The 18,914-nt window shown below is 67.1% G+C and carries 21 protein-coding genes; 1 reads left to right on the plus strand and 20 read right to left on the minus strand.

Annotated elements, in window-relative coordinates:
• Positions 1 to 89 precede the first annotated feature (89 nt).
• From K3M67_RS11710 to K3M67_RS11805, 20 genes are all read right to left on the minus strand, one after another.
• The gene (locus K3M67_RS11710; RefSeq protein ID WP_285831544.1) at positions 90 to 485 is read right to left on the minus strand and encodes a flagellar export chaperone FliS; all 396 of its coding nucleotides are present in this window, start codon (positions 483 to 485) and stop codon (positions 90 to 92) included.
• Between the two features lie 17 nt (positions 486 to 502).
• Positions 503 to 1,918, minus strand: a complete 1,416-nt coding sequence (gene fliD, locus K3M67_RS11715; RefSeq protein WP_066857269.1) for a flagellar filament capping protein FliD — start codon at positions 1,916 to 1,918, stop codon at positions 503 to 505.
• An 81-nt stretch (positions 1,919 to 1,999) separates the two neighbouring features.
• Positions 2,000 to 2,449 carry a hypothetical protein gene (locus tag K3M67_RS11720; RefSeq protein ID WP_066857266.1) on the minus strand — a complete coding sequence of 150 codons (450 nt, stop codon included), beginning with the start codon at positions 2,447 to 2,449 and terminating at the stop codon, positions 2,000 to 2,002.
• Positions 2,450 to 2,505: 56 nt separating this feature from the next.
• On the minus strand, positions 2,506 to 3,654 hold the full coding sequence (locus tag K3M67_RS11725) for a glycosyltransferase family 87 protein (protein WP_285831545.1): 1,149 nt from the start codon (positions 3,652 to 3,654) through the stop codon (positions 2,506 to 2,508).
• A gap of 8 nt (positions 3,655 to 3,662) precedes the next feature.
• Complete coding sequence (flhB, locus tag K3M67_RS11730) at positions 3,663 to 4,799, minus strand: flagellar type III secretion system protein FlhB (RefSeq protein WP_285831546.1); 1,137 nt, start codon at positions 4,797 to 4,799, stop codon at positions 3,663 to 3,665.
• A 1-nt stretch (position 4,800) separates the two neighbouring features.
• Positions 4,801 to 5,583, minus strand: a complete 783-nt coding sequence (gene fliR, locus K3M67_RS11735) for a flagellar biosynthetic protein FliR (protein ID WP_066857259.1) — start codon at positions 5,581 to 5,583, stop codon at positions 4,801 to 4,803.
• Between the two features lie 10 nt (positions 5,584 to 5,593).
• Positions 5,594 to 5,866: a flagellar biosynthesis protein FliQ gene (gene fliQ / locus K3M67_RS11740; protein ID WP_066857256.1), complete on the minus strand. Its 273-nt coding sequence runs from the start codon at positions 5,864 to 5,866 to the stop codon at positions 5,594 to 5,596.
• A 36-nt stretch (positions 5,867 to 5,902) separates the two neighbouring features.
• Positions 5,903 to 6,679: a flagellar type III secretion system pore protein FliP gene (fliP, locus tag K3M67_RS11745; protein WP_443018151.1), complete on the minus strand. Its 777-nt coding sequence runs from the start codon at positions 6,677 to 6,679 to the stop codon at positions 5,903 to 5,905.
• Positions 6,680 to 6,764: 85 nt separating this feature from the next.
• Entirely contained in the window at positions 6,765 to 7,028 is a 264-nt protein-coding gene (locus K3M67_RS11750; protein ID WP_066857252.1) for a FliO/MopB family protein, read from the minus strand.
• A gap of 86 nt (positions 7,029 to 7,114) precedes the next feature.
• Positions 7,115 to 7,450 carry a flagellar motor switch protein FliN gene (gene fliN, locus K3M67_RS11755; protein WP_066857250.1) on the minus strand — a complete coding sequence of 112 codons (336 nt, stop codon included), beginning with the start codon at positions 7,448 to 7,450 and terminating at the stop codon, positions 7,115 to 7,117.
• On the minus strand, positions 7,447 to 8,331 hold the full coding sequence (locus K3M67_RS11760) for a flagellar motor switch protein FliM (protein WP_066857247.1): 885 nt from the start codon (positions 8,329 to 8,331) through the stop codon (positions 7,447 to 7,449). Before K3M67_RS11760 ends, fliN begins: the two co-directional genes overlap by 4 nt.
• Positions 8,332 to 8,386: 55 nt before the next feature.
• On the minus strand, positions 8,387 to 9,007 hold the full coding sequence (locus K3M67_RS11765) for a flagellar basal body-associated FliL family protein (protein ID WP_066857244.1): 621 nt from the start codon (positions 9,005 to 9,007) through the stop codon (positions 8,387 to 8,389).
• Positions 9,008 to 9,035: 28 nt separating this feature from the next.
• Positions 9,036 to 10,847, minus strand: coding sequence for a flagellar hook-length control protein FliK (locus K3M67_RS11770; RefSeq protein ID WP_285831547.1), 1,812 nt, complete (start codon positions 10,845 to 10,847; stop codon positions 9,036 to 9,038).
• A 2-nt stretch (positions 10,848 to 10,849) separates the two neighbouring features.
• A complete protein-coding gene (locus tag K3M67_RS11775; protein WP_066857236.1) occupies positions 10,850 to 11,275 on the minus strand; it encodes a hypothetical protein in 426 nt (141 codons plus the stop codon).
• Positions 11,272 to 12,600 carry a FliI/YscN family ATPase gene (locus K3M67_RS11780; protein ID WP_285831548.1) on the minus strand — a complete coding sequence of 443 codons (1,329 nt, stop codon included), beginning with the start codon at positions 12,598 to 12,600 and terminating at the stop codon, positions 11,272 to 11,274. The genes K3M67_RS11775 and K3M67_RS11780 overlap by 4 nt, the downstream gene beginning before the upstream one ends.
• A complete protein-coding gene (locus K3M67_RS11785; RefSeq protein ID WP_066857232.1) occupies positions 12,597 to 13,229 on the minus strand; it encodes a FliH/SctL family protein in 633 nt (210 codons plus the stop codon). The genes K3M67_RS11780 and K3M67_RS11785 overlap by 4 nt, the downstream gene beginning before the upstream one ends.
• Positions 13,222 to 14,238: a flagellar motor switch protein FliG gene (fliG, locus tag K3M67_RS11790; protein WP_066857230.1), complete on the minus strand. Its 1,017-nt coding sequence runs from the start codon at positions 14,236 to 14,238 to the stop codon at positions 13,222 to 13,224. Before fliG ends, K3M67_RS11785 begins: the two co-directional genes overlap by 8 nt.
• Positions 14,231 to 15,973 (minus strand): flagellar basal-body MS-ring/collar protein FliF, encoded by a 1,743-nt coding sequence (fliF, locus tag K3M67_RS11795; protein WP_285831549.1) that lies wholly within the window; start codon positions 15,971 to 15,973, stop codon positions 14,231 to 14,233. Before fliF ends, fliG begins: the two co-directional genes overlap by 8 nt.
• A gap of 3 nt (positions 15,974 to 15,976) precedes the next feature.
• Positions 15,977 to 16,336, minus strand: a complete 360-nt coding sequence (fliE, locus tag K3M67_RS11800; RefSeq protein ID WP_066857225.1) for a flagellar hook-basal body complex protein FliE — start codon at positions 16,334 to 16,336, stop codon at positions 15,977 to 15,979.
• 13 nt (positions 16,337 to 16,349) lie between these two features.
• Positions 16,350 to 17,609, minus strand: a complete 1,260-nt coding sequence (locus K3M67_RS11805; RefSeq protein ID WP_285831550.1) for a sigma-54 interaction domain-containing protein — start codon at positions 17,607 to 17,609, stop codon at positions 16,350 to 16,352.
• A gap of 316 nt (positions 17,610 to 17,925) precedes the next feature.
• Here K3M67_RS11805 and K3M67_RS11810 point away from each other — a divergent pair, with 316 nt between their 5' ends.
• Entirely contained in the window at positions 17,926 to 18,741 is an 816-nt protein-coding gene (locus tag K3M67_RS11810) for a flagellin N-terminal helical domain-containing protein (RefSeq protein ID WP_066857212.1), read from the plus strand.
• Positions 18,742 to 18,914 lie beyond the last annotated feature (173 nt).

Genomic DNA, 18,914 nt, shown 5'->3' on the forward strand with positions numbered 1-18,914 from the left:
CCGCCGGGCCGCCCTTTGCGAGCACCGCCTATACAGGCGCCATGTGGGGGGTGCAACCCCGCAGCATGGCCACCCAGGGGCGATTGGCCTTAGCCGATCTGGTTCCAGGCTTCGGCGATTCCCGCGACCATGGCGCGGGCCTGGTCGACCGGATCGGCCGACCGTTCCTTGGCGCCGACCAGCAGCAACCGGCGCGCTTCGCGGTAGATCTGCGCCAGGCCGACCGCAACATCGCCGCCCTTGTCGAAATCGAGGCTGGATTCGAGCGCGAACAGGATCGACATGGCGCGGGCCTGCTTGTCCGACACCTTCATCCGGTCGCCATTGCGTTCGGCCAGCGCCGCCGCGTCCATCGCCAGCAGCAGCTCGTCGAACAAGATCCTGACCAGCCCGTGCGGGGTGGCGCCTTCGGTCCGGCTGCCCGAATGGACCGCCGCATAACGCCGTGCCGCCGCGCCGCCTGCATAACCCTGATTGTAGAACATCGTCTTGTCGTCCCGAATTAGCTGTCGCTGTTGTTCCAGACCTCGATCTGCTGTTCGAGGTAGCTTTGCGTGGCCTTGAGCGCGCTGAGGCGCGTTTCCATCGCCGCATAGATGGTGGTCAGATGGTCCTCATAATCGGCCATCTGAGTGTCGAGCTTTTCGAGCTGCTCGGTAAATTCGTCCGACAGCGCCTCATAGCGTTCCTGCGCCAGGGTGAGCGGCCCGTCATCCTTCTCGATATTGTCGCGCACCGTGTCCATCAGCGCGGACAGGCCGGGATTCGCCGTGGTCGACACCTTGGGATTGACCATGTTGGTGACGCCTTCGGGGTCGTTCTCCAGCGCGCTCGCCAGCCGGTCGGTGTCGAGGCTCAGCGTGCCGTCGCGATTGGTCGTGACGCCGATGTCGGCCAGGGTCTTGTAGGTCCCGGTCGAATTCAGCTCGGTCGAGGTGAGCGCCGCCAGCTGCCGCTTCATGTCGCGCACGCCCGACACGCCGCTCAGCACCCCGGCGTTCGATGAATCGGTGCCCGCCGCAGTCGCGGTGTTCAGCGCCGACATCAGCGTGTTGTAGGCGTCGACGAATTCCTTGAGCAGATCGGACAGGCCCGCCGTCGGCTGCGACATGGACAGGGTCACGATCGTGCCGGGCGACGCCTTGTTGAGGTCGATCCGCAGATAGTCGATGGCGCCGTCGACGGTGTTGCTGGCATATTCATATGCGACGCCGTCCAGCGTGATCTTCGCGTTCTGCGGCGCCGACGAACCGGTCATGGTGGCGCTGTCGGTGCCGCTCCACCCCAGGCCGGCGAGCGCGCTGCCGCTGTCGTCGGCCGCGACGCCGATGCTGAAATCATTGTCGGCCCCGGTTTCGCCCTTGAACACCAGGCGGGTGCCCGACGCGTCGGTGACGACACGGGCGGTGACGCCGCTGTTGGCCGCGTTGATCGCCGAGGCGAGACCGGCATAGCTGTTGTTGGTCGAATCGATCGTGATCGTCGTCGTTCCGCCCGACGCGGTCGTGATCGTGAAGCTGCCGGTGCCGATCGCCGTGCTGCCGGTCGCGCCGCTGACCGCGCTGGAGGACAGCACCCGCGCCGTGGCGAGCTGCTCCACCGTCAGCTGCGCGGGCAGGCCCGCCGGGCTGCCGCCGCTCAGCAGGCTGACGGACGCGATGCTGCTGTCGTTGGAGGAGGCCGTGCCGGTATAGTCCGTGCCAGAGAGGACTTCAGTCAGCGCGTCGGCGAAGGTATCGAGCGAGCTGATCGCCGAGGCGAGCGCGGAGATGCGCGAGCTGTTGAGCGACTGGCGGCTGGTGATCGCCGACTCCTTCGGCTCGCGCGTCGCGCTGACCAGGCTGGATACGAGCGCGGAGGTGTCGATCCCCGATCCCGCGCCGAGCGCCGTCAAGATGCTGCTGCCTACCGAAGTCATGGGCCGTCCTTTCAAGAGGGTAGAACGGCGGTAGCGACCAGAGCTTTAGGAAAGATTTTCGTCCCGGAAAAACAGGCTGGCTCAGCTGCCGGATGCAGCGATCTGCTCGACCGTCGCGCGCGTCGGATGCGCCTGCGCGACATGGGCGTAGGCGGCGCGCTCGACGATCCGCTTGGCGAGGACGGCGGCATGTTCGACCGCTTCCTTGCTGGCGGGCGGCAGCGGCACCAGCACGATCGGCCGGGGGATCATCGCCTGGATCGCACCCGCGGCGGCGTCCACGTCGGTTGCTCCAGCGTCCAGGTCAGCCAGTATCTCGGCGATGCGGGCATGAACCTCGACATATTCGGCGACGCTGGCCAGTTCCTGGCTGGCGCTGGAGGTCTGGGCCACGGGCGCCCGCCGCTCCTGCGTCGCCGAGTCCGTGGATCGGCTGGCCTCCACGGGCTGGACGACGGGCACGGGCGAGGGCGCGCGGACGACCGTCCGGTCGACCGGCGACAACTCAGTACGAGATACATAGTCGTCCATGACGCACCACTTTCATGCGTCCCCGTGAACAGAGTACGGACAGGCCCGGCTAAACTTTAATTCACCAGACGAAATTTTTTCCCTGAGCCGGAAAGAAGGGCCGCGACGATCGGCACAAGGGCGGGTCCGGGCAGGCCGGCCATCCCCGCAACCAGTTGAAGCAAGGGCAAAAGGAAGAGCAGGATGGGAAGGATGCGCCCTTGCCCGGCGACCAGCAGAAAAACGGCCATGGTGGCAAGGGCCAGCGTGTCGTAGGACAGCATATAGGGCGTCGCCGACACCGCGCAGGCCAGGAACAGCAGATTGGCCGACAGATCGCCAGCGGCAGGCCGGTGACGGAAGCGCAGCCAGACCAGCAGCGCCGCAAGCAGCGCCAGCGCCACCTGGAAGGCGCTCGCCACCGGGACGGGCATGCCGGCGACGCGCAGGTTCATGAACAGGGTCGGCATGAACGGCCCGGCCAGATGATCGGGATCGCTCAGCACCAGCGACTGGTTGGCGATGCCGGTCTGGACGTAGATGCGCCAGATGTCCGGCCCCCAGAGCAAGGCGACGAGGGCGGCCAGCGCCAGGCTGGAGACGGCGGCGGCGGCGAAGGCGCGCCAATTGCGGCTGGCGAGGAAGAGGATGGGCAGCAGCAGGGCGAGCTGCGGTTTCACCAGCAGCAGGCCGACCAACGCGCCGGCGAGGACCGGCCGCTCCTCCCGCCAGCGCAGCACCGCGAGCAGGATGGCGGCGGCGAACAGCGCAAACTGGCCGGACAGGATGGCGATCAGCGCGGCCGGCGAGGCCAGCAGCAGCAGGACGAGCCGCCTTTCCTCGCTCCAGAGCCGTAACGCGACAGCGAAGGCGACAGCTCCGCACAGCGTCCAGAGCGCGAGCGCGGGCAGATAGGGCAGCCGGCCGAAGGGCGCGGCGACCAGCAGCGCGACCGGGGGATAGGACCAGATCTGGCCCGGATAGCCGCCGCCCACCACCCGCCCCAGCGCTGCGCGATAGGTGTCCATGTCGTAGTAGACTTCCGGATGCGCTTCCCAGGCCGCGCGGCCGTACATCCAGATATTGAGGAAATCACGACCCACCACCAGCGAGGTGCCATCGCGCGGAATGCCCTGCCCTGCCGTCAGGGTTAGAAGATAGGCGGGCACGAAGACCAGCAGCAGCAGGCCTGCCGCGACCCACAGGATGCGCAGCCGGTCGGCCATCGCCGCGCTTACAGCTTCTTCCCGTCGGCGTCGAAGCGCAGGTCTTCGGGCACGGTGATGAAGGGCCGGTCCATCTCGCTCGCCATGCGGTTTTCGACCCGGAAGACGAAGGCGAGTACGGTCGCGACGGCCATGTAGAGGCCTTCATTGACGATCTGCCCGGCGCGCGAGGTGAAGTAGATGGCGCGCGCGAGATCGGGAAATTGCAGCACGGTCACGCCATTGGTGTCGGCGAGGTCGCGGATGGCGGCGGCGATCGCGTCGCACCCCTTGGCCACCACCACCGGGGCCGCATCCTGCCCCGGCTTGTAGCGCAGCGCCACCGCGAAATGGGTCGGGTTGGTGATGATGACGCTGGCCTCCGCCACCGCCTTGCGGGTGGAGCCGCTCAGCACCTCGAACTGGCGACGACGGATATGGCCCTTGAGTTCGGGCGAGCCTTCGCTTTCCTTATGCTCGTCCTTCACCTCCTGCTTGGACATGCCCAGGCGCTTGGCGCGCTGCATGATCTGCGCCGGAACGTCGATACCCGCGATCAGAAAGAGGCCGCCCGCCATGACCAGGCAGGTGAAGATGAAGATGTTGCCGACATCGGCGATGGCGGGCGCGATGCCGGCCTTGCCGAGTCCGGTGATCTCGGTCAGCCGGTCCCAGATCAGCCAGACGCCGATGCTGCCCAGCAACCCGACCTTGGCAATCGATTTCAGCAATTCGATCAGCCCCTGCATCCCGAAGATGCGCTTCAGGCCCGACAGCGGATTGAGCTTTTCCGGCTTGGGCGCGAAGGCGCCGGGACGGAAGCCGAGCGATCCCAGCAGTGCGGGCGCCGCGATGGCGGCGAGGAAGGTCGCCAGCATCACACCCGCGACCGGCAGGGCAATGCCCGCGAGCAGGTCCATCCCGCGTTGGGCGGGGGAGAAGTCAGTGATATCCTCGCGCCGGAAGCGCAGCGCCTCCACCAGCATGTCGCGCAGCGCCTCGATCAGGGCGGGTCCGATGACGGCAAGGCAGCCGATGCCCGCCATGACGACCAGGGCGGTGCCCAGTTCGCGCGACTGGAGGATGTCGCCCTTCTTGGCGGCATCCTGCAATTTCTTCTGTGTCGGCTTTTCGGTCTTTTCGCCGCCCTCGCCGCCGCCCGCCATCTCAGCGGCCCTCCGAGATGAAGCGCGCTTCTTCCAGGCCCGCCTTGAGCGCGGCGGTCATGCCCTCGGCCATGATCGGCGCGGCGATCGCCAGAAGCACCAGCCCGGCCATCATCGCGACCGGCATCCCGACCGCGAACAGATTGAGCGAGGGCGCGGCGCGCGACAGCATCCCCATGACGATCTGCACCAGCACCAGCGCGAAGGCGACCGGCAGGGCCACGGTGACGCCCATGCCCATCAGCGAACCGCCAAATTCGATGAGCCGCCAGACGGTGTCGTTCGACAGCATCGCCGCGCCCGGCGGAACGGCGGTGTAGCTTTGCACCACGAAGCTCGCGAGCAGCAGATGGCCGTCCATGCCGAGCAGCAGGAAGGTGGCGAGGATGGAGAGGAACTGGCCCAGCACCTGGGTCGACTGGCCCGAGGAGGGATCGACCATCGCCGCGAAGTTGAGGCCCATGGCGTTGCCGATCGTCTCCCCCGCGACGAAGGCGGCGGCATAGCCGATCTGGACGGCGAACCCCATGGCGAGGCCCGCCAATATCTCGCCCATGACCAGCATCACGCCCTCGAAGCTGGCGACGCCGTCCTGCGGCAGGGTGATGGAGACGCTGTTGAGCGCGGCGAGGCCGAGCGCGAGGGCGAGGATCAGGCGCAACTGGAGCGGCACTGCGGGCGCGCCGAAGACGGGCGCGGCAATGAAGGCCGCGCCGGGCCGGATCATGGCGATGAGCCAGATCCAGAGCTGCGTCTCCACCCCCGCGAAGCCCGGCGCGATCATGGCCGCCGCCTCATTGCAGAAGGTCCGGGATGCGCTCGAAGATTTCGCGGGTGAAGTCGGCGATCAGCACCATGATGGAACCGCCGAACAGGGCGAGCATCCCGCCCACCACGATGATCTTGGGAATGAAGCTCAGCGTCTGTTCGTTGATCGAGGTCGCCGCCTGCACCATGCCGATGACAAGGCCCACGATCAGCGCCGGGATCAGCACGGGCGCGGCCGCCAGCGCCGTGATCCACAGCGCCTGCTGGGCAAGGCCCATGAAGAAATCGGCGTTTTCCATGGGATTAACCCATTACACCCGTTGAAGGAAACTGGCTCATGTCGCGAACGACCCCGCCAATGACCCCATGGTCAGCGCCCAGCCGTCCACCAGCACGAACAGCAACAGCTTGAAAGGCATGGAAATGATGGTGGGCGACAGCATCATCATGCCGAGCGCCATCAGGGTGGACGCGACCACCAGGTCGATGATGAGGAAGGGCAGGAAGATCATGAAGCCGATCTGGAAGGCGGTCTTGAGTTCGCTGGTGACGAAGGCCGGCAGCAGGATCGTGAAGGGGATGTCGGCGGGCGTGCGGAAGGCGGGCGCCTCGGCGAGGTTGGCGAACAGCTTGAGGTCGCTTTCGCGGGTCTGCCTGGTCATGAAACCGTGCAGCACCTTGCCGGAGCGGCCGACCGCTTCCTCGATGCTGATCTGGCCCTTGCCATAGGGATCGAAGGCCTGGGCGTTGATCGTGTCGATCGCCGGGCGCATCACGAACAGCGACAGGAAGAGCGCAAGGCCGACCAGCACCTGGTTGGGCGGGGTCTGTTGCAGGCCGAGCGCCTGGCGCAGCAGCGACAGGACGATGATGATGCGGGTGAAGCTGGTCATCATGAGCACGAGCGACGGCAGCACCGTCAGCAGGCTCATGAGGATCAGGATTTGCAGGGAAAGCGACAGCGGGCGGCCGTCGCCCGAAATCTGCCCCATGGCGCGGCTCAGCGCGCCGCCATTGTCGACCGGCGCGGCGGGCGCGGCCTGGGCGAAGGCGGGGACGGAGAAGAGCAGCGCCAGGACAATAACGGCCGTCACGCCCGCAAGAGCGGGGATCCATCTCCCGAGCGTCGGTCCTGGTCGCAAGTCGGGGAAGCGGATTGCCGCCTTCGCGAGGATAACGGGAAAGGGAGAAACAGCCTTAGCGCCCACGATAGGGGTCGCCTTCCGCGATCTTCTCGATCCGGCCGCGGGTGACGGCGAGGAGGATCTTCTTGCCCTCGAACTCGACCACGGCGAGCTTGCCGAAGGCGCCCATCGGCAAAGCCTCCAGCAGTTTGAGGGAGCGATCCCCCTGCCCCGCCATCATGCCGGGCTGATATTTGCGCCACAGCCACAGCGCGCCGAAGGCCATGCCCCCGACCAGCGGCAGCAGGATCAGCAATTTGACGAAATACCAGAACATGAAGGCCCGCCCGCGACTATGGTTAACGCACGCCTGCGATCCGCAGTTTCACGGGCGAAGGCAAGTGCAAAATCAACGCCCTGCGATCAGCCGCGCCGTTCGATCCCGGCGAGGCGGTTCTCGGTCGCGGCGATGTCGACGATGCGGATGCCATAGCGGCCGTTGACCGTCACCACCTCGCCCTTGGCGATCAGCGCGCCATTGACCATGATGTCGAGCAGGTCGTCGGCCTGGCGGTCCAGTTCGACGATGCTGCCTTCCGCCAGGTCCATCACTTCGGCGAGGCGCAGCGAGGTGGAGCCGACCTCCACCGACATGCGTACCGGAATGTCGGCCAGCAGCTTGAACTGGCGGTTGCTGGTCATCCGGCCCACGGGGTCTTCCCCGCGCTCCATCCGCGGCGCTTCGGTCATGTCGCTCATTGATCGGGTTCCTGTGCAATCTTTTCAATCTGGAAGGCGGCGCGGCCGTCCTGTTCACCGATCGTGCCATGGGCGACGATGCGGTTTCCGACGATCAGCGGCAGCGAGCGGCCGATCGTCACGGGGATCACGTCGCCGGCCTTGAGCTGCATCAGGTCGGCGATCGAAAGGTTGGGTCGCGCCAGCACGGTGCGGGCGGGCAGGCGAATGTCGCGCATCCGGCGCGCGATGCGGGCCTGCCAGACGGGATCGGCATGATCCTCATCGGCAGGAATGTTGGTGCCGGTCAGCTGTTCGACGGCGCGCAGGGCGGACAAGGGAAAGAGAAGGTCGATCGGCCATTCCTGATCGCGCGTCAGGCTGATCAGGAAGCGTTGCAGCACCATCTGGTCGGCCGGTTGGGCGGCGGCGGCATAGCCAACTCCGGTTTCGCGCAGGATGAGGCCAGGTTCGAGCGGCAGCACGTCATCCCAGGTCTCGACCAGCCGCGCGACGAGCGCTTCGGAGATGCGGGCGATCAGCCGGTCCTCGGTCGGCGTGAACTCCCCGCGCACGGGCAGCGGCCGGTTGCCGATCCCGCCGTAGAAACAGTCCACCAGCGTCGAGATCATCGTCGCATCGAGGCGCAGCAGCATCTGCCCCTTGAGCGGGTGCAGCCGATAGAGCGAAATGCTGGTGAAGGCGGGAACCTGCGCGGACCAGAGGGCGAAGTCCAGCACGCGGGCATCCTGCGCCTCGACATTGGGGCGCACCCCCGCGATCGGCTCGATCAGCGCGCGAATGCGCCGGCCGAGCTTGTCGCCCAGCCGGTCCAGCCCGGACAGCATCACGGGCGCCTGCGATTCCCCGCGCCCGAAGGCGTAGGATTGAACGTCGGTCATCTTGGTCCCCTGCCCGCATCGGATCAGGGGACATCCCGATCCTTTTCAGGCAACCCTATTGAATAACGAAATTGGTAAAATAAACGTTATCGACGCCGCCATAGCCGGTCTTCTGCTTCAAAATATCGTTGATGATCGTCTTGATCCGACCCTGGAGCGCCTGCTTGCCCTTCGGCGTCGACAGCATCTCCTCGGGCTGCTGCGCGAGCATCATCAGCACCTGGCTGCGGATCGCCATCTCATGGGTCTTGATCGCCTCGACCACGCGCATGTCATAATAGGTCGATACCGCGACCGAGATCTGGGCGAAGGCGTCGGTATCGGACATGTTCGACGTGAAGGGCGTCTGCAACTGGAAATAGGTCGCCTGATAGGCCGCCGGATTGGCCGGGGTGGGGAGGTCGATACCCTTGCCATGCGCGCCATGCGCCGCCGCGCCGCCCTCGCCATGGGGCACGGCATGGGCCTTGGCGATGTCCTCGGCATTTTCGCCCGCCAGCACCAGCACCGGCTTGTTGGGATCTTCCTTCGGGCCTTCCGCCTTGGGGGCGAAGAAGCCCGCGGCATAGAGGCCGCCCGCCGCGCCCGCGCCGCCGACGACGATGCCCACGACCAGCAGCAGGATCATCTTCATGCCCCCGCCCTTCTTCTTCTTGGCCTTAGGCTCGTCGCTCATGCTTCAGTCCCCTGGAAAGTCGCGCCGGTCACGCATAGCGCGCGCGCGGCAGGTCGCCGGCGTCATCGCCAGCCCGGTCATGGTTAAGAACGACCGGATCGCTCGCCCCTTTATGGCCGGGCGCGATATTTTCACGCTGCTGCCCGCGACCGTGCATCTGCGACTGGGCTTGGGACTGAGACTGAGACTGGCCGGCGCTCTGGCCATGATGAGACTGGGATTGCGGCTGAGATCCGGGCTGATTGCCGGCCTGATCGGATCGCGCGGCTTCGGCGACCGGAGGCGCGCGTTCCACCTTCACCTCGCTGATCCGCACCGCCGACAGGCCCGCGTCCAGCTTCAGCCGGTCGCTGTCCTGCCGCAGCGCCTGTTCCGCCGCCTCGGTCGCCGCCATCAGACTGACGGCGACGCCGTCCTCGCCCTGGCGGATGTCGACCTGGATCGGGCCAAGCTGATGGGCGTTGATCTGGAAACGGCCCTGCGCGCCATTGGCCGACAGGCCGGCAATGTCGCGGGCTAGGCCGTCGATCCACTGGCCCGACACCCCCATGTCCACCACCTGCGCGCCGAGCGAGGCGGACAGATCGACGGTCGGCTGCCCGAGGACAGGCTGGGGCGTGGCGATGGTCGGTTGAGCGCCGCCGGACGACAGGAGCGGACGGTCATTTGCGGGCAAGGCAGGCTGCTGCGCGGCGACATCCCGCGCGGGATCGCTCGCCGGGATTGCCATCGGCTCGGCCGATGCCGCCGGGGTCGATGCGTGGTCCCGACCCTTCATATGATCGCGCACCAGCTGCAACAGCGATACCGCTTCCCCCCTCACCGGCCTTGTGGCGGCGATGGGGGCTTCCGGAGCGGCGGGAGCTTCCGGAACGACGGGAGCGTCCGGAGCAGCGGGCAGTGGCCGGTCGGGCGCTACGGCCTCTTGCGCCGGTGGAGAAAGCGCGGACGGGCCAGCGCTCACCATGGCCTTCCCGCCATCGCCTTGTAGCGCAGGTCCAACGACGCGGATGGCAGGCTCACCCACCGCACCGGGGAATGCAGCCGCCGAAACGCCAGCGGGCGCCGGGGGCGTTTCCGGCGTGATCGGGATCGTCGTCGTCACGGGACCAGGCGCGGGTGGCGCCATCGACACGACCAGGGCGGGCATGTCAGGCGACGCAACGGGGACGGGCAGGACATCCTCATCCTTCGTGTCGCTCGCGGCCTCGACATCAACCGGCGGCGCGTCTGTTTCGGTATCGTCATGATCGACCGGCATGTCCGCACCAGCTGAGACCATGTGTTCCACCGTCACGGCCTTCGCCGGGACGCCCGGCGCCTGAGCCATCCGGCCCGAGGCATCAACCATGGCCGGCTCGCGCGGTGCGACGACTTTGGCGGACGAATCGCTGGGCAGCGCAGTCGCTACTTCAGGATCGGGACGGCCCTCATCGGGAGCCGACCCGGAAGCAGCGATCGCGCCAGTGGGCGCACCCTCTGCTGCATTAACCCCTATATCCAGTTCCGCATCCAGCTCCGCATCCGGCCCGGCTATCGGCAGCGGCGGCGCGATCGACGCGGCCCCGCCGGTCAGCGGCAGCGCGGAGATCGCTTCGGGACGGGAGGCAAGCGCCAGAGCCGCATCCGGCTCCGGCTCCGGCGACGGTGTCGCACCATCCGCTGCGGCGAACAGGGCGGGCGACGGGGCTTGCGGGCCTTGCGCGGCAGGCGCGGCATTGACCCCGTCCATCAACGCAGCGAAATCGGGCGCGCCCTCGACGGGCTGCACCCCCGATGCTGAACCAGCCGACAGCGCCGACGGGAAGAGCAAGGCCTTGAGACTGGTCAGCATGGTCATGGTCAGGCGTCCCCCGTCCGCTGCATCCGGCGATAGCGCGGGAGGGCAGCCAGCTTGTTCTCGCGCCATTCCTCCAGGTCCGCGCGGGCGCGATCCTTCAGGCGGCTGGCGATTTCCTTTTCGCGATTGGCGGCGACGGTCAGGCCTTCCTTGGCCTCGACATTGCGCCGCGCATCGTAGAGCGCGCCGTCGAGCTGGCGGCTGGCCTGCTCCAGACGGGTCGCCAGTTCCTGCATCGCCGCAAAGGATGCGCCGGTCGCTATCCCCTCCCCTCCGAACAATTCGCCGCGCACCTTGCGCAGCCGTTCGAGATTATGGGCGATGCCGTTCGCTTCGTCGCGCGCGCGCGCGGTGTCCGCGACGGCCATGGAATGTTGGACCGCGCGCACGCGCAGCACGCGCTGGCGGCGATTGACCAGCCCCTTCATGCACTGAAGCCCGCAATGAGCGCGGCGGCGCTGGTGTCGAGATCGATGCGGCTCTTCTGATCCTGACGGATGAAGTCGAGGATTTCCTGACGGCGGCGGACAGCCTCGTCGATCACGGGATCGTTGCCGGGGCGGTAGGCGCCCATCAGGATGAGGTCGCGATTTTCCTCATAGGCGGCCCAGAGGCGGCGATAGCCGGCGGCGGCCACGCGATGTTCGTCGGGCACGACGTCGGCCATCACGCGCGACAGCGACTTGCCGATGTCGATGGCGGGGAAGATCGCCTGTTCGGACAGATGGCGCGACAGCACGAAATGGCCGTCCACGATGGCGCGGGCGGCGTCGACGATCGGATCGTCGGTGTCGTCGCCATCGGCCAGCACGGTGTAGAGCGCGGTGATCGAACCGCCGCTGCGGCTGTCCACGCCTGCCCGTTCGACCAGGCGCGGGATCAGCGCGAGGGCGGAGGGCGGATAGCCCTTCATGGCGGGCGGTTCGCCAAGCGCCAGCCCGATTTCGCGCTGGGCATGGGCGCAGCGGGTCAGGCTGTCGATCAGCAGCAGCACCTTCTTGCCCCGCGCGCGGAAATATTCGGCGATGGCGGTGGCGCGCGCGGCGGCGCGCAGGCGCAGCACCGGGGGATGATCGGCGGGGACGGCGACGACGACGCTTTTGTTCATCGTGTGCTTGAGCTTGGTTTCGAGGAAATCGCTGACCTCGCGGCCACGCTCGCCGATCAGGCCGACGACGACGACATCGGCTTCGGCGCCGGCGATCATCTGGCCCATCAGCACCGACTTGCCGACGCCCGACCCGGCAATGATGGCGATGCGCTGGCCGCGCCCGGCGGTCAGCAGCGCGTTGACGGCCCGCACGCCAAGGTCGAACGGCTCGGTCACGCGCCCGCGATCCAGCACATTGCCCTTCACGCCGTTGAGCGGCCAGGTGCCGCCGGCGATGATCGGTCCCTTGCGGTCGAGCGGCTGGCCCATGGCGTCGATGACGCGGCCGATCAGCCCGTCGCCCACCTGCACCATGTTCGCCTGGCTGTCCGGCTCGACGCGGATGCCGTTTTCCAGCGGCGCGTCGGCATCGAGCGGCACCAGCAATGTGCGGTCGCCGCGAAAGCCAACCACTTCGGCGCGACAGACCGACCCGTCGCTCGCCAGCACGCGCGCGCCGGACCCGATCGGCCGGCGGAAGCCGCTGACCTCCAGCATCCCGGCATCATGGCTGACCAGCCGGCCGACATGACGGGGCGCGCGATTCTGGACCTGAAGATGGTCGAACAGGGTTTCGGCCTGGGCGAGCGCGGCGCGGATCATGCCTTCCCCTCCATGTCGTCCATCAGCGCGCGCAGGCGCGACAGGCGCACGTCCGGGCCGTCCTCGACCCAACCGTCGGCGGTTTCGAGGCGGACACAACCACGATGCATGGTCTTGTCCGCGACCATCGGCACGCCGATCGCCTCGTCCCTAAGCAGTTCTGCGTCGTCGGGATGAACGTGCAGCGCGCTGCGGTCCTGATTGCTTTCGATGAAGGCGGCGACCGTGTCGCAGCGCTGGACCAGACGCTCCATGTCGATCTCGACCTCGCCGACGATCTGTTCGACCAGACGGACGACGGTGGCGGAGAGCATGGTCGAGAGCATCCCGCTCGGCGCGGGCGCCAGCAGTTCCAGCGCCTCTGCCAGCCGGGTCCGGGCGTCTGCGTCGGCGGCCTGGGCCTCGCCGGTCACGCGGCACCCCTCGTCGAAGCCAAGGGTGAAAGCCTCCATTCGGGCTTCCTCGATCAGGTCGACCTCGGGAACGTCCGGGACCGCGCGCATCGCGGCGGTCTGCTGTCCGGGCGGCGCGGTGTAGAGGCTGCGAAAGCCACCTTCGGCCGGGCGAAAACCCGCGACCGCGACCGGCGCGACATCCTGCACGGCTTCCGCGCCCCATATCCTAGACAAAGTCGTTACCCTTTCCGCCCAGCATGATGGTGCCCGCATCGGCCATGCGGCGGGCGGTGGCGATGATGAGCTTCTGCGCGTCGATCACCTCGGCAAGGCGGATCGGGCCGCGTTCCTCGATCTCGTCGGCGATCGCCTGCGCGGCGCGGGCAGACATGCAGCTGAAGATCTTGGCCTTGAGCATGTCATTCGCGCCCTTCAGCGCGACCACCAGCACTGTGCTGTCGATCGTCCGCATCAGCGTGCCCAGATTCTTGTCATCCATGTCGATCAGGTTATCGAAGACGAACATCTCCTCCTCGATGGTCTGGGCGATCATCTTGTCGCGCTTGGCGACGGCCTTCATGATCCGCTGCTCATTATCCTTGCGGACATTGTTCATGATCGCGGCCGCCTCGACCGTGCCGCCGCGCTGCGACGCCGCGCCCTGCTTGCTGGCCGGGCCGCGCAGCAGCAATTGCTCCAGATCCTCCAGCGCCTCGTTCGACACGGGGCCGAGCGTGGCGATGCGATAGACGATCTCTTCCTGATATTCGGCCGGCAGCAGTTGCAGCACGTCGGCGGCGACGGGCGCCTCCAGATGGGCGAGCACGATCGCCATGATCTGCGGATGCTCCGCCTCGATCAGGGCGGCGATTTCCTTCGCGTCCATCCATTTGAGCATTTCCAGCTGGGTGGAGCGGGTCGGCGGTGTGATGCGCGCCAGGATGGTTTCGGCGCGCTCCTCGCCCAGCGCCTTGGTCATCGCGCCGCGGATATGCCGGGTCGCGCCATAGCCGATGGTGGTGCGCTTCTTCGCCTTGGTGACGAAATGGTCGAGCGCCTCGTTCACCTCCTCGGGATCGACATCCTGGACGTCATACATGGCGTAGCCGAGCTGGCGGACTTCGTCCGGCTCCAGGCGCGAGAGGATCTGCGCGGCTTCATCCTCGTTGAACAGCATCAGCAGGACGGCGGCGGCGGCGCTGCCTTTCAGCGCCTCGGGACGGCCGGGGACGATCTCAGGCATTTTCCTTCTTCCCCTCCTTGAGCAGGTCGCGGACGACCAGCGCGGCGCGATCGGGGTCCTGCTTCACGAAATTGCGAATGAGGTCGGCGCGCTGGGCGTAGTCGTAGGTGGACGAGATCATGTCGAGCGTTACCTTCGGTTCGGCGCCGTCAGGGCTGGCGGCGGCGGCCTGCTTGGTCAGTTCGCTGGAAATCTCGCGGCCGATGCGCTGGCCGGTTTCGGCGGTGTCGACGGCTGCCGCTTCCTGGGCGACGGCGCGGCGCTTGAGCAACGGACGACCGATGCCGAAGATCAGCAGCAGCGCGACCAGCAGGGCGGAAACGTTGCGCACCAGCGGCGACATCCAGTCCGCCTCATACCAGGGGGCTACGGGCGCCTCTTCCTTGAGGAAGCTGCGCGAGGACAGCGCAACCACGTCGCCGCGCGCCTGGTCGAAGCCGACCGCGCCCTTCACCAGCGCTTCGAGCGCCGCGATTTCCTGCGGCGTGCGCGCCTTGCCATCGGGGGCGGTATCGAGCGCCACGGCGACCGACAGGCGCTTGACCGTGCCGACGGCGTCCTTGGTGACGGACACTTCGCGGCCCAGCTCGAAATTGCGGTTGAACGTCTCTTCGGTCTTCATCAGCGGGTTGGGCGGCGTGCCGGGCTGCTGCTCGGCCGTCTGCCCCTGCGCCACCGCCTGCCCGTTGGGATTGGTCTGGGTGACGGTCGGATTGACCGGCGCCTGATTGCTGAGCGCGCCGGGAATGCCGCTCGCCTCGCCGGTACCCTGACCGCGCGGGTCTGACGCCCAGGTGCCCTGTTCGCTGCGCAGCCGCGCCTCATCCTGCGGATAGGTTTCGCGGGTCGCCTGACGCTCGGCGAAATTCAGTTCGGCATGGACCTCGGTCGAGAAATTGCCGGTTCCCAGGATCGGCGTCAGCAACGCGGTCACCGACTGGCGATAGCGATCCTCGATCCGGGTCTGGATCGCGATCTGGCGGTCATCGGCGGAGTCGCCGTCATTGTTGCTGAGCAGGCGACCATTCTGGTCGACCAGGGAAATATCGTCCGGGCTGAGTTCCGGGATCGAGGAGGCGACGAGATGGACGATCGCGCTGACCTGCTGATCGGTGAGGGTGCGGCCATTGGCCAGGCGGAGCATCACCGAAGCGGAAGGCTTGCTGCGGTCGCGCAGGAACACGCTGGGCGCTTCGACCGCCAGATGCACCTTGGCGCTTTCGACGCTGTCGATCGCCTCGATCGTGCGGGCCAGGTCCATCTCTCGGGCCGAGCGGAGCTTTTCGCCCTCGACCGCGCGCGACGCGCCCATCGGCAGGCTGTCGATCATGCTGTTGCCGTCGGGCGCGCTCTTGGGCAGGCCCTGGGCGGCGAGCATCATCTTCGCCTTGAAATAATCATCCTCGGCAACGGTCATCGCGCCGGAATTGTCGAAGCCATAGGGCACGCCATTCTGGTCGAGCACCTGGGCGACCGCCGACTTGTCGGCATCGGGCAGGCCGCGGAACAGGTCGCGCTGTGGCGGTTCGCGCAGCGCCATCCAGGCCAGGCCGGCGACCGCGACGGTGCCGAGCAGGCCGAGCAGCGGCAGGCTCTTCGCCACGGCGGGCTGCTTCATGAAGCCGGTCACGCGCGCCTTGAGCGCGTCCATTCCCCTGGCGCCGCCAAAGGACGAGCCGGCAGGGAGAGCAGGCGCTGCGGCGCCGACGGTGGTGGAGAGTGCGTTCTCGCTCATGGATTACACCGGCATACTCATGATGTCCTTGTAGGCGGACAGGAGTTTGTTGCGGACCTGAAGGGTCGCCTCGAAGCTGACCGACGCCTGCTGCTTGGCCAGCATGACGGCGGCGATGTCGGTGGTCTCGCCCCGCTCGAACGCGGCGGCGGCCTCACCGGCCTGATTCTGGAGCCCGTTCACCTGGTTCAGCGCGCTGTTGAGCGCCTCGGTGAAACCGCCGGGCGCGGTGCCCTGCGTGCCGGTGGCGCCGGTCGCGCCGCCGACAGTGCCGGCCTGGCTGACGTCGCGCAGCGCGGCGTTCTTCTGCAGGATGGCGTTGCGGATCGCCATCACGCTGTCGGTGGGGGAAATGCCGTTCATCGGTCAGCCTCCCTCAAGCAGCCAGCTCGCGCATTTCGGCGAGCCGATAGCGCAGCGTGCGTTCGGAAATGCCCAGCTTGCGGGCGGCGGCGGCGCGGTGGCCATCGGTTTCGCGCAGGGCGATGCGGACCGCTTCCAGCTTGGAATGGCGGGTCACGTCGCGCAGCAGGATCGGTTCGGCGGCGGCCAGCGGCGCCGCCGGGACGATGCGCAGCGGCTGCGGCGTGCCGGAGATATGCAGGTCGCTCGCGTCGATGCGATCGCCGTCGCGCAGCACCAGCGCGCGCTGCAACACATTGCCCAGTTCGCGGGCATTGCCCGGCCAACCATGGGCGGCGAGCTTGTCGAGCGCAGCGGCCGTCGGCCACACGAACCTGTCCTTTGCCATATCCTGCTGGCGCAGCAGCATGGCAGCGGCGATGGCGCCGATGTCACCCCGACGCTCGGTCAGCGGGCGCAGTTCCAGCGGCATGACGTTGAGGCGCCAGTAGAGATCCTCGCGGAAGCGGCCGCCGGAGACTTCTTCCGCCAGATTGCGGTTGCAGGCGGCTACGATGCGGACATTGACCGGCACCGGATGAGTCGCGCCGACCGGCAGCACTTCACCTTCCTGGAGCGCGCGCAGCAGCTTGGCTTGCAGCGCCAGCGGCAGCTCGGCGATTTCGTCGAGGAACAGGGTGCCTCCATCGGCTGCCAGGAACAGACCGTCGGAGGACTGGGCGGCGCCGGTGAAGCTGCCCTTCCGGTGGCCGAACAGCATGGCTTCCATCATGGTTTCGGGGAGAGCGGCGCAATTGACCGCGATAAAATCATGAGCGGCCCGGCCGGACTGGGCATGGAGGAAGCGCGCCATGCCTTCCTTGCCGGTGCCGGTGTCGCCCTGGATCAGGACCGTGGCGTCGCTGCGGGCAACGCGAGCGGCGAGGCGCATCAGATGGGCGCTGGCGGCGTCTCCCACGGCGGGCACCGAAGCGGGCCGCGCCAGTTCCGCGATCAGCGCGAAGGCGAAGCCCATATCTTCCAGGCCGAAGGCGACGCGTGCCGGCAGGCCGTTGGCGGCGGCGACCAGCGAAGGCGCGCCATCGATCAGGTTGATGAGGATGTCGCGATGGGTGGCATGGCCGATCTCGGTCGCCAGCAGCACGCGGCGGCCATCCTTGTCGCGCGGGCTGGCGGCGTCGACGACCCGAACCATGTAGCAGGCATTTTCGAGCCAGTGCTGCAGGCCCGGAACGAGCGCGCAGACCCCACGGCTCACGTCAAGCGATGACATGAACGATACCCCACATTTTGGCTGGTTTGTACCCCCGTACGCCCCACGCCCCTTCGATGGTTAATTTCTATCTATCCGTGGTTATTAGATGGTTAACGCGGCAATCCGTCTGCCGCTAACCGGCAATTTTTTTCCGCTTCCCGGCAAAAATTTCCGCCCATCCCTCTACGCGCGTACGCCAAGACGCTGATTTTGCTCTTTTTCGGAAAAAAATCAGGACAGCGCTAAAAAGACGATCCGGCCCGCCGTTATCCCCTTTCGAGGCCGCAAGCGCCCTGATGGCAGCGACCTGATAGTGATACGGAAAGGGAATATCATGACTGTTATCGGAACCAACACGGCGGCGCTGCGCTCGGCCAATGCCTCGTCCTCGGCCAGCAAGGCGCTGAGCACCGCCATGGAGCGCCTGTCGACCGGCAAGCGCATCAACAGCGCCAAGGATGACGCGGCCGGCCTCGCCATCGCTTCGAGCATGACCGCCCAGATCCGCGGCATGACCCAGGGCGTCCGCAACGCCAATGACGGCATCAGCCTGGCGCAGACGGCCGAAGGCGGTCTGGGCGAAGTCAGCAACATGCTGCAGCGTATGCGTGAACTGACCGTCCAGGCGCTGAACGGCACCAACGACGCCGACGCCAAGAGCAACATCCAGGCAGAAATCTCGCAGCTCGCCACCCAGATCACCGACACGCTGGCGAACACCGAATTCAACGGCACCAAGCTGTTCGACGGTTCGACCGCCACGGTCGACATCCAGGCCGGCGCCAACGCCGCCGACGTGGTGACGATCACGCTGGACGACGTGGCCGGCAATGCCGACGTGACCGCCGCGCTGGCCGTCGACGCCACCACCGCGACGACCGCCGACCTCGCCACCTTCGACGACGCGCTCGAAGCGATCGCCACGACCCGCGCCAACCTGGGTGCCGTGCAGAACCGCCTCGAATCAACGGTCAACAATCTGACCAACAACATCACCAACCTGACCGACGCCAAGAGCCGCATCGAGGACGCCGATTTCTCGTCGGAAACCACCGCGCTGGCCAAGCAGCAGATCCTGAGCCAGGCGTCGACCGCGATGCTGGCCCAGGCCAACCAGAGCCAGCAGGGCGTGCTGAAGCTGATCGGCTAAACCAGGACCGGATTGGTCGGCTGAGGTCTTGGTCACCGCCAGCCGCCCAAGTGGCCCCCGGCGCATCAACAGTCCCCACCGCGCCGGGGGCGACACCTTCGATCGAACGACCAGAAATCCGAAGCCTCCGTCCCCCCGGGCGGAGGCTTCATCGCATTACGGCAATGGTTCAG

Source organism: Sphingobium sp. V4, from assembly GCF_029590555.1.
Classification (GTDB): domain Bacteria; phylum Pseudomonadota; class Alphaproteobacteria; order Sphingomonadales; family Sphingomonadaceae; genus Sphingobium.

Bases quoted from the DNA above. Each gene is read 5' to 3' on its own strand.
- K3M67_RS11780 (WP_285831548.1), bottom strand. From the start codon at position 12,600: ATGATCCGCGCCGCGCTCGCCCAGGCCGAAACCCTGTTCGACCATCTT.
- K3M67_RS11760 (WP_066857247.1), bottom strand. From the start codon at position 8,331: ATGACCGACGTTCAATCCTACGCCTTCGGGCGCGGGGAATCGCAGGCG.
- fliF (WP_285831549.1), bottom strand. From the start codon at position 15,973: ATGAGCGAGAACGCACTCTCCACCACCGTCGGCGCCGCAGCGCCTGCT.
- fliD (WP_066857269.1), bottom strand. From the start codon at position 1,918: ATGACTTCGGTAGGCAGCAGCATCTTGACGGCGCTCGGCGCGGGATCG.
- fliN (WP_066857250.1), bottom strand. From the start codon at position 7,450: ATGAGCGACATGACCGAAGCGCCGCGGATGGAGCGCGGGGAAGACCCC.
- K3M67_RS11725 (WP_285831545.1), bottom strand. From the start codon at position 3,654: ATGGCCGACCGGCTGCGCATCCTGTGGGTCGCGGCAGGCCTGCTGCTG.
- fliG (WP_066857230.1), bottom strand. From the start codon at position 14,238: ATGCCTGAGATCGTCCCCGGCCGTCCCGAGGCGCTGAAAGGCAGCGCC.
- K3M67_RS11710 (WP_285831544.1), bottom strand. From the start codon at position 485: ATGTTCTACAATCAGGGTTATGCAGGCGGCGCGGCGGCACGGCGTTAT.
- K3M67_RS11805 (WP_285831550.1), bottom strand. From the start codon at position 17,609: ATGTCATCGCTTGACGTGAGCCGTGGGGTCTGCGCGCTCGTTCCGGGC.
- K3M67_RS11775 (WP_066857236.1), bottom strand. From the start codon at position 11,275: ATGAAGGGGCTGGTCAATCGCCGCCAGCGCGTGCTGCGCGTGCGCGCG.
- fliE (WP_066857225.1), bottom strand. From the start codon at position 16,336: ATGAACGGCATTTCCCCCACCGACAGCGTGATGGCGATCCGCAACGCC.
- K3M67_RS11770 (WP_285831547.1), bottom strand. From the start codon at position 10,847: ATGACCATGCTGACCAGTCTCAAGGCCTTGCTCTTCCCGTCGGCGCTG.
- K3M67_RS11720 (WP_066857266.1), bottom strand. From the start codon at position 2,449: ATGGACGACTATGTATCTCGTACTGAGTTGTCGCCGGTCGACCGGACG.
- fliQ (WP_066857256.1), bottom strand. From the start codon at position 5,866: ATGGAAAACGCCGATTTCTTCATGGGCCTTGCCCAGCAGGCGCTGTGG.
- K3M67_RS11810 (WP_066857212.1), top strand. From the start codon at position 17,926: ATGACTGTTATCGGAACCAACACGGCGGCGCTGCGCTCGGCCAATGCC.
- K3M67_RS11750 (WP_066857252.1), bottom strand. From the start codon at position 7,028: ATGTTCTGGTATTTCGTCAAATTGCTGATCCTGCTGCCGCTGGTCGGG.
- fliR (WP_066857259.1), bottom strand. From the start codon at position 5,583: ATGATCGCGCCGGGCTTCGCGGGGGTGGAGACGCAGCTCTGGATCTGG.
- K3M67_RS11765 (WP_066857244.1), bottom strand. From the start codon at position 9,007: ATGAGCGACGAGCCTAAGGCCAAGAAGAAGAAGGGCGGGGGCATGAAG.
- flhB (WP_285831546.1), bottom strand. From the start codon at position 4,799: ATGGCGGGCGGCGGCGAGGGCGGCGAAAAGACCGAAAAGCCGACACAG.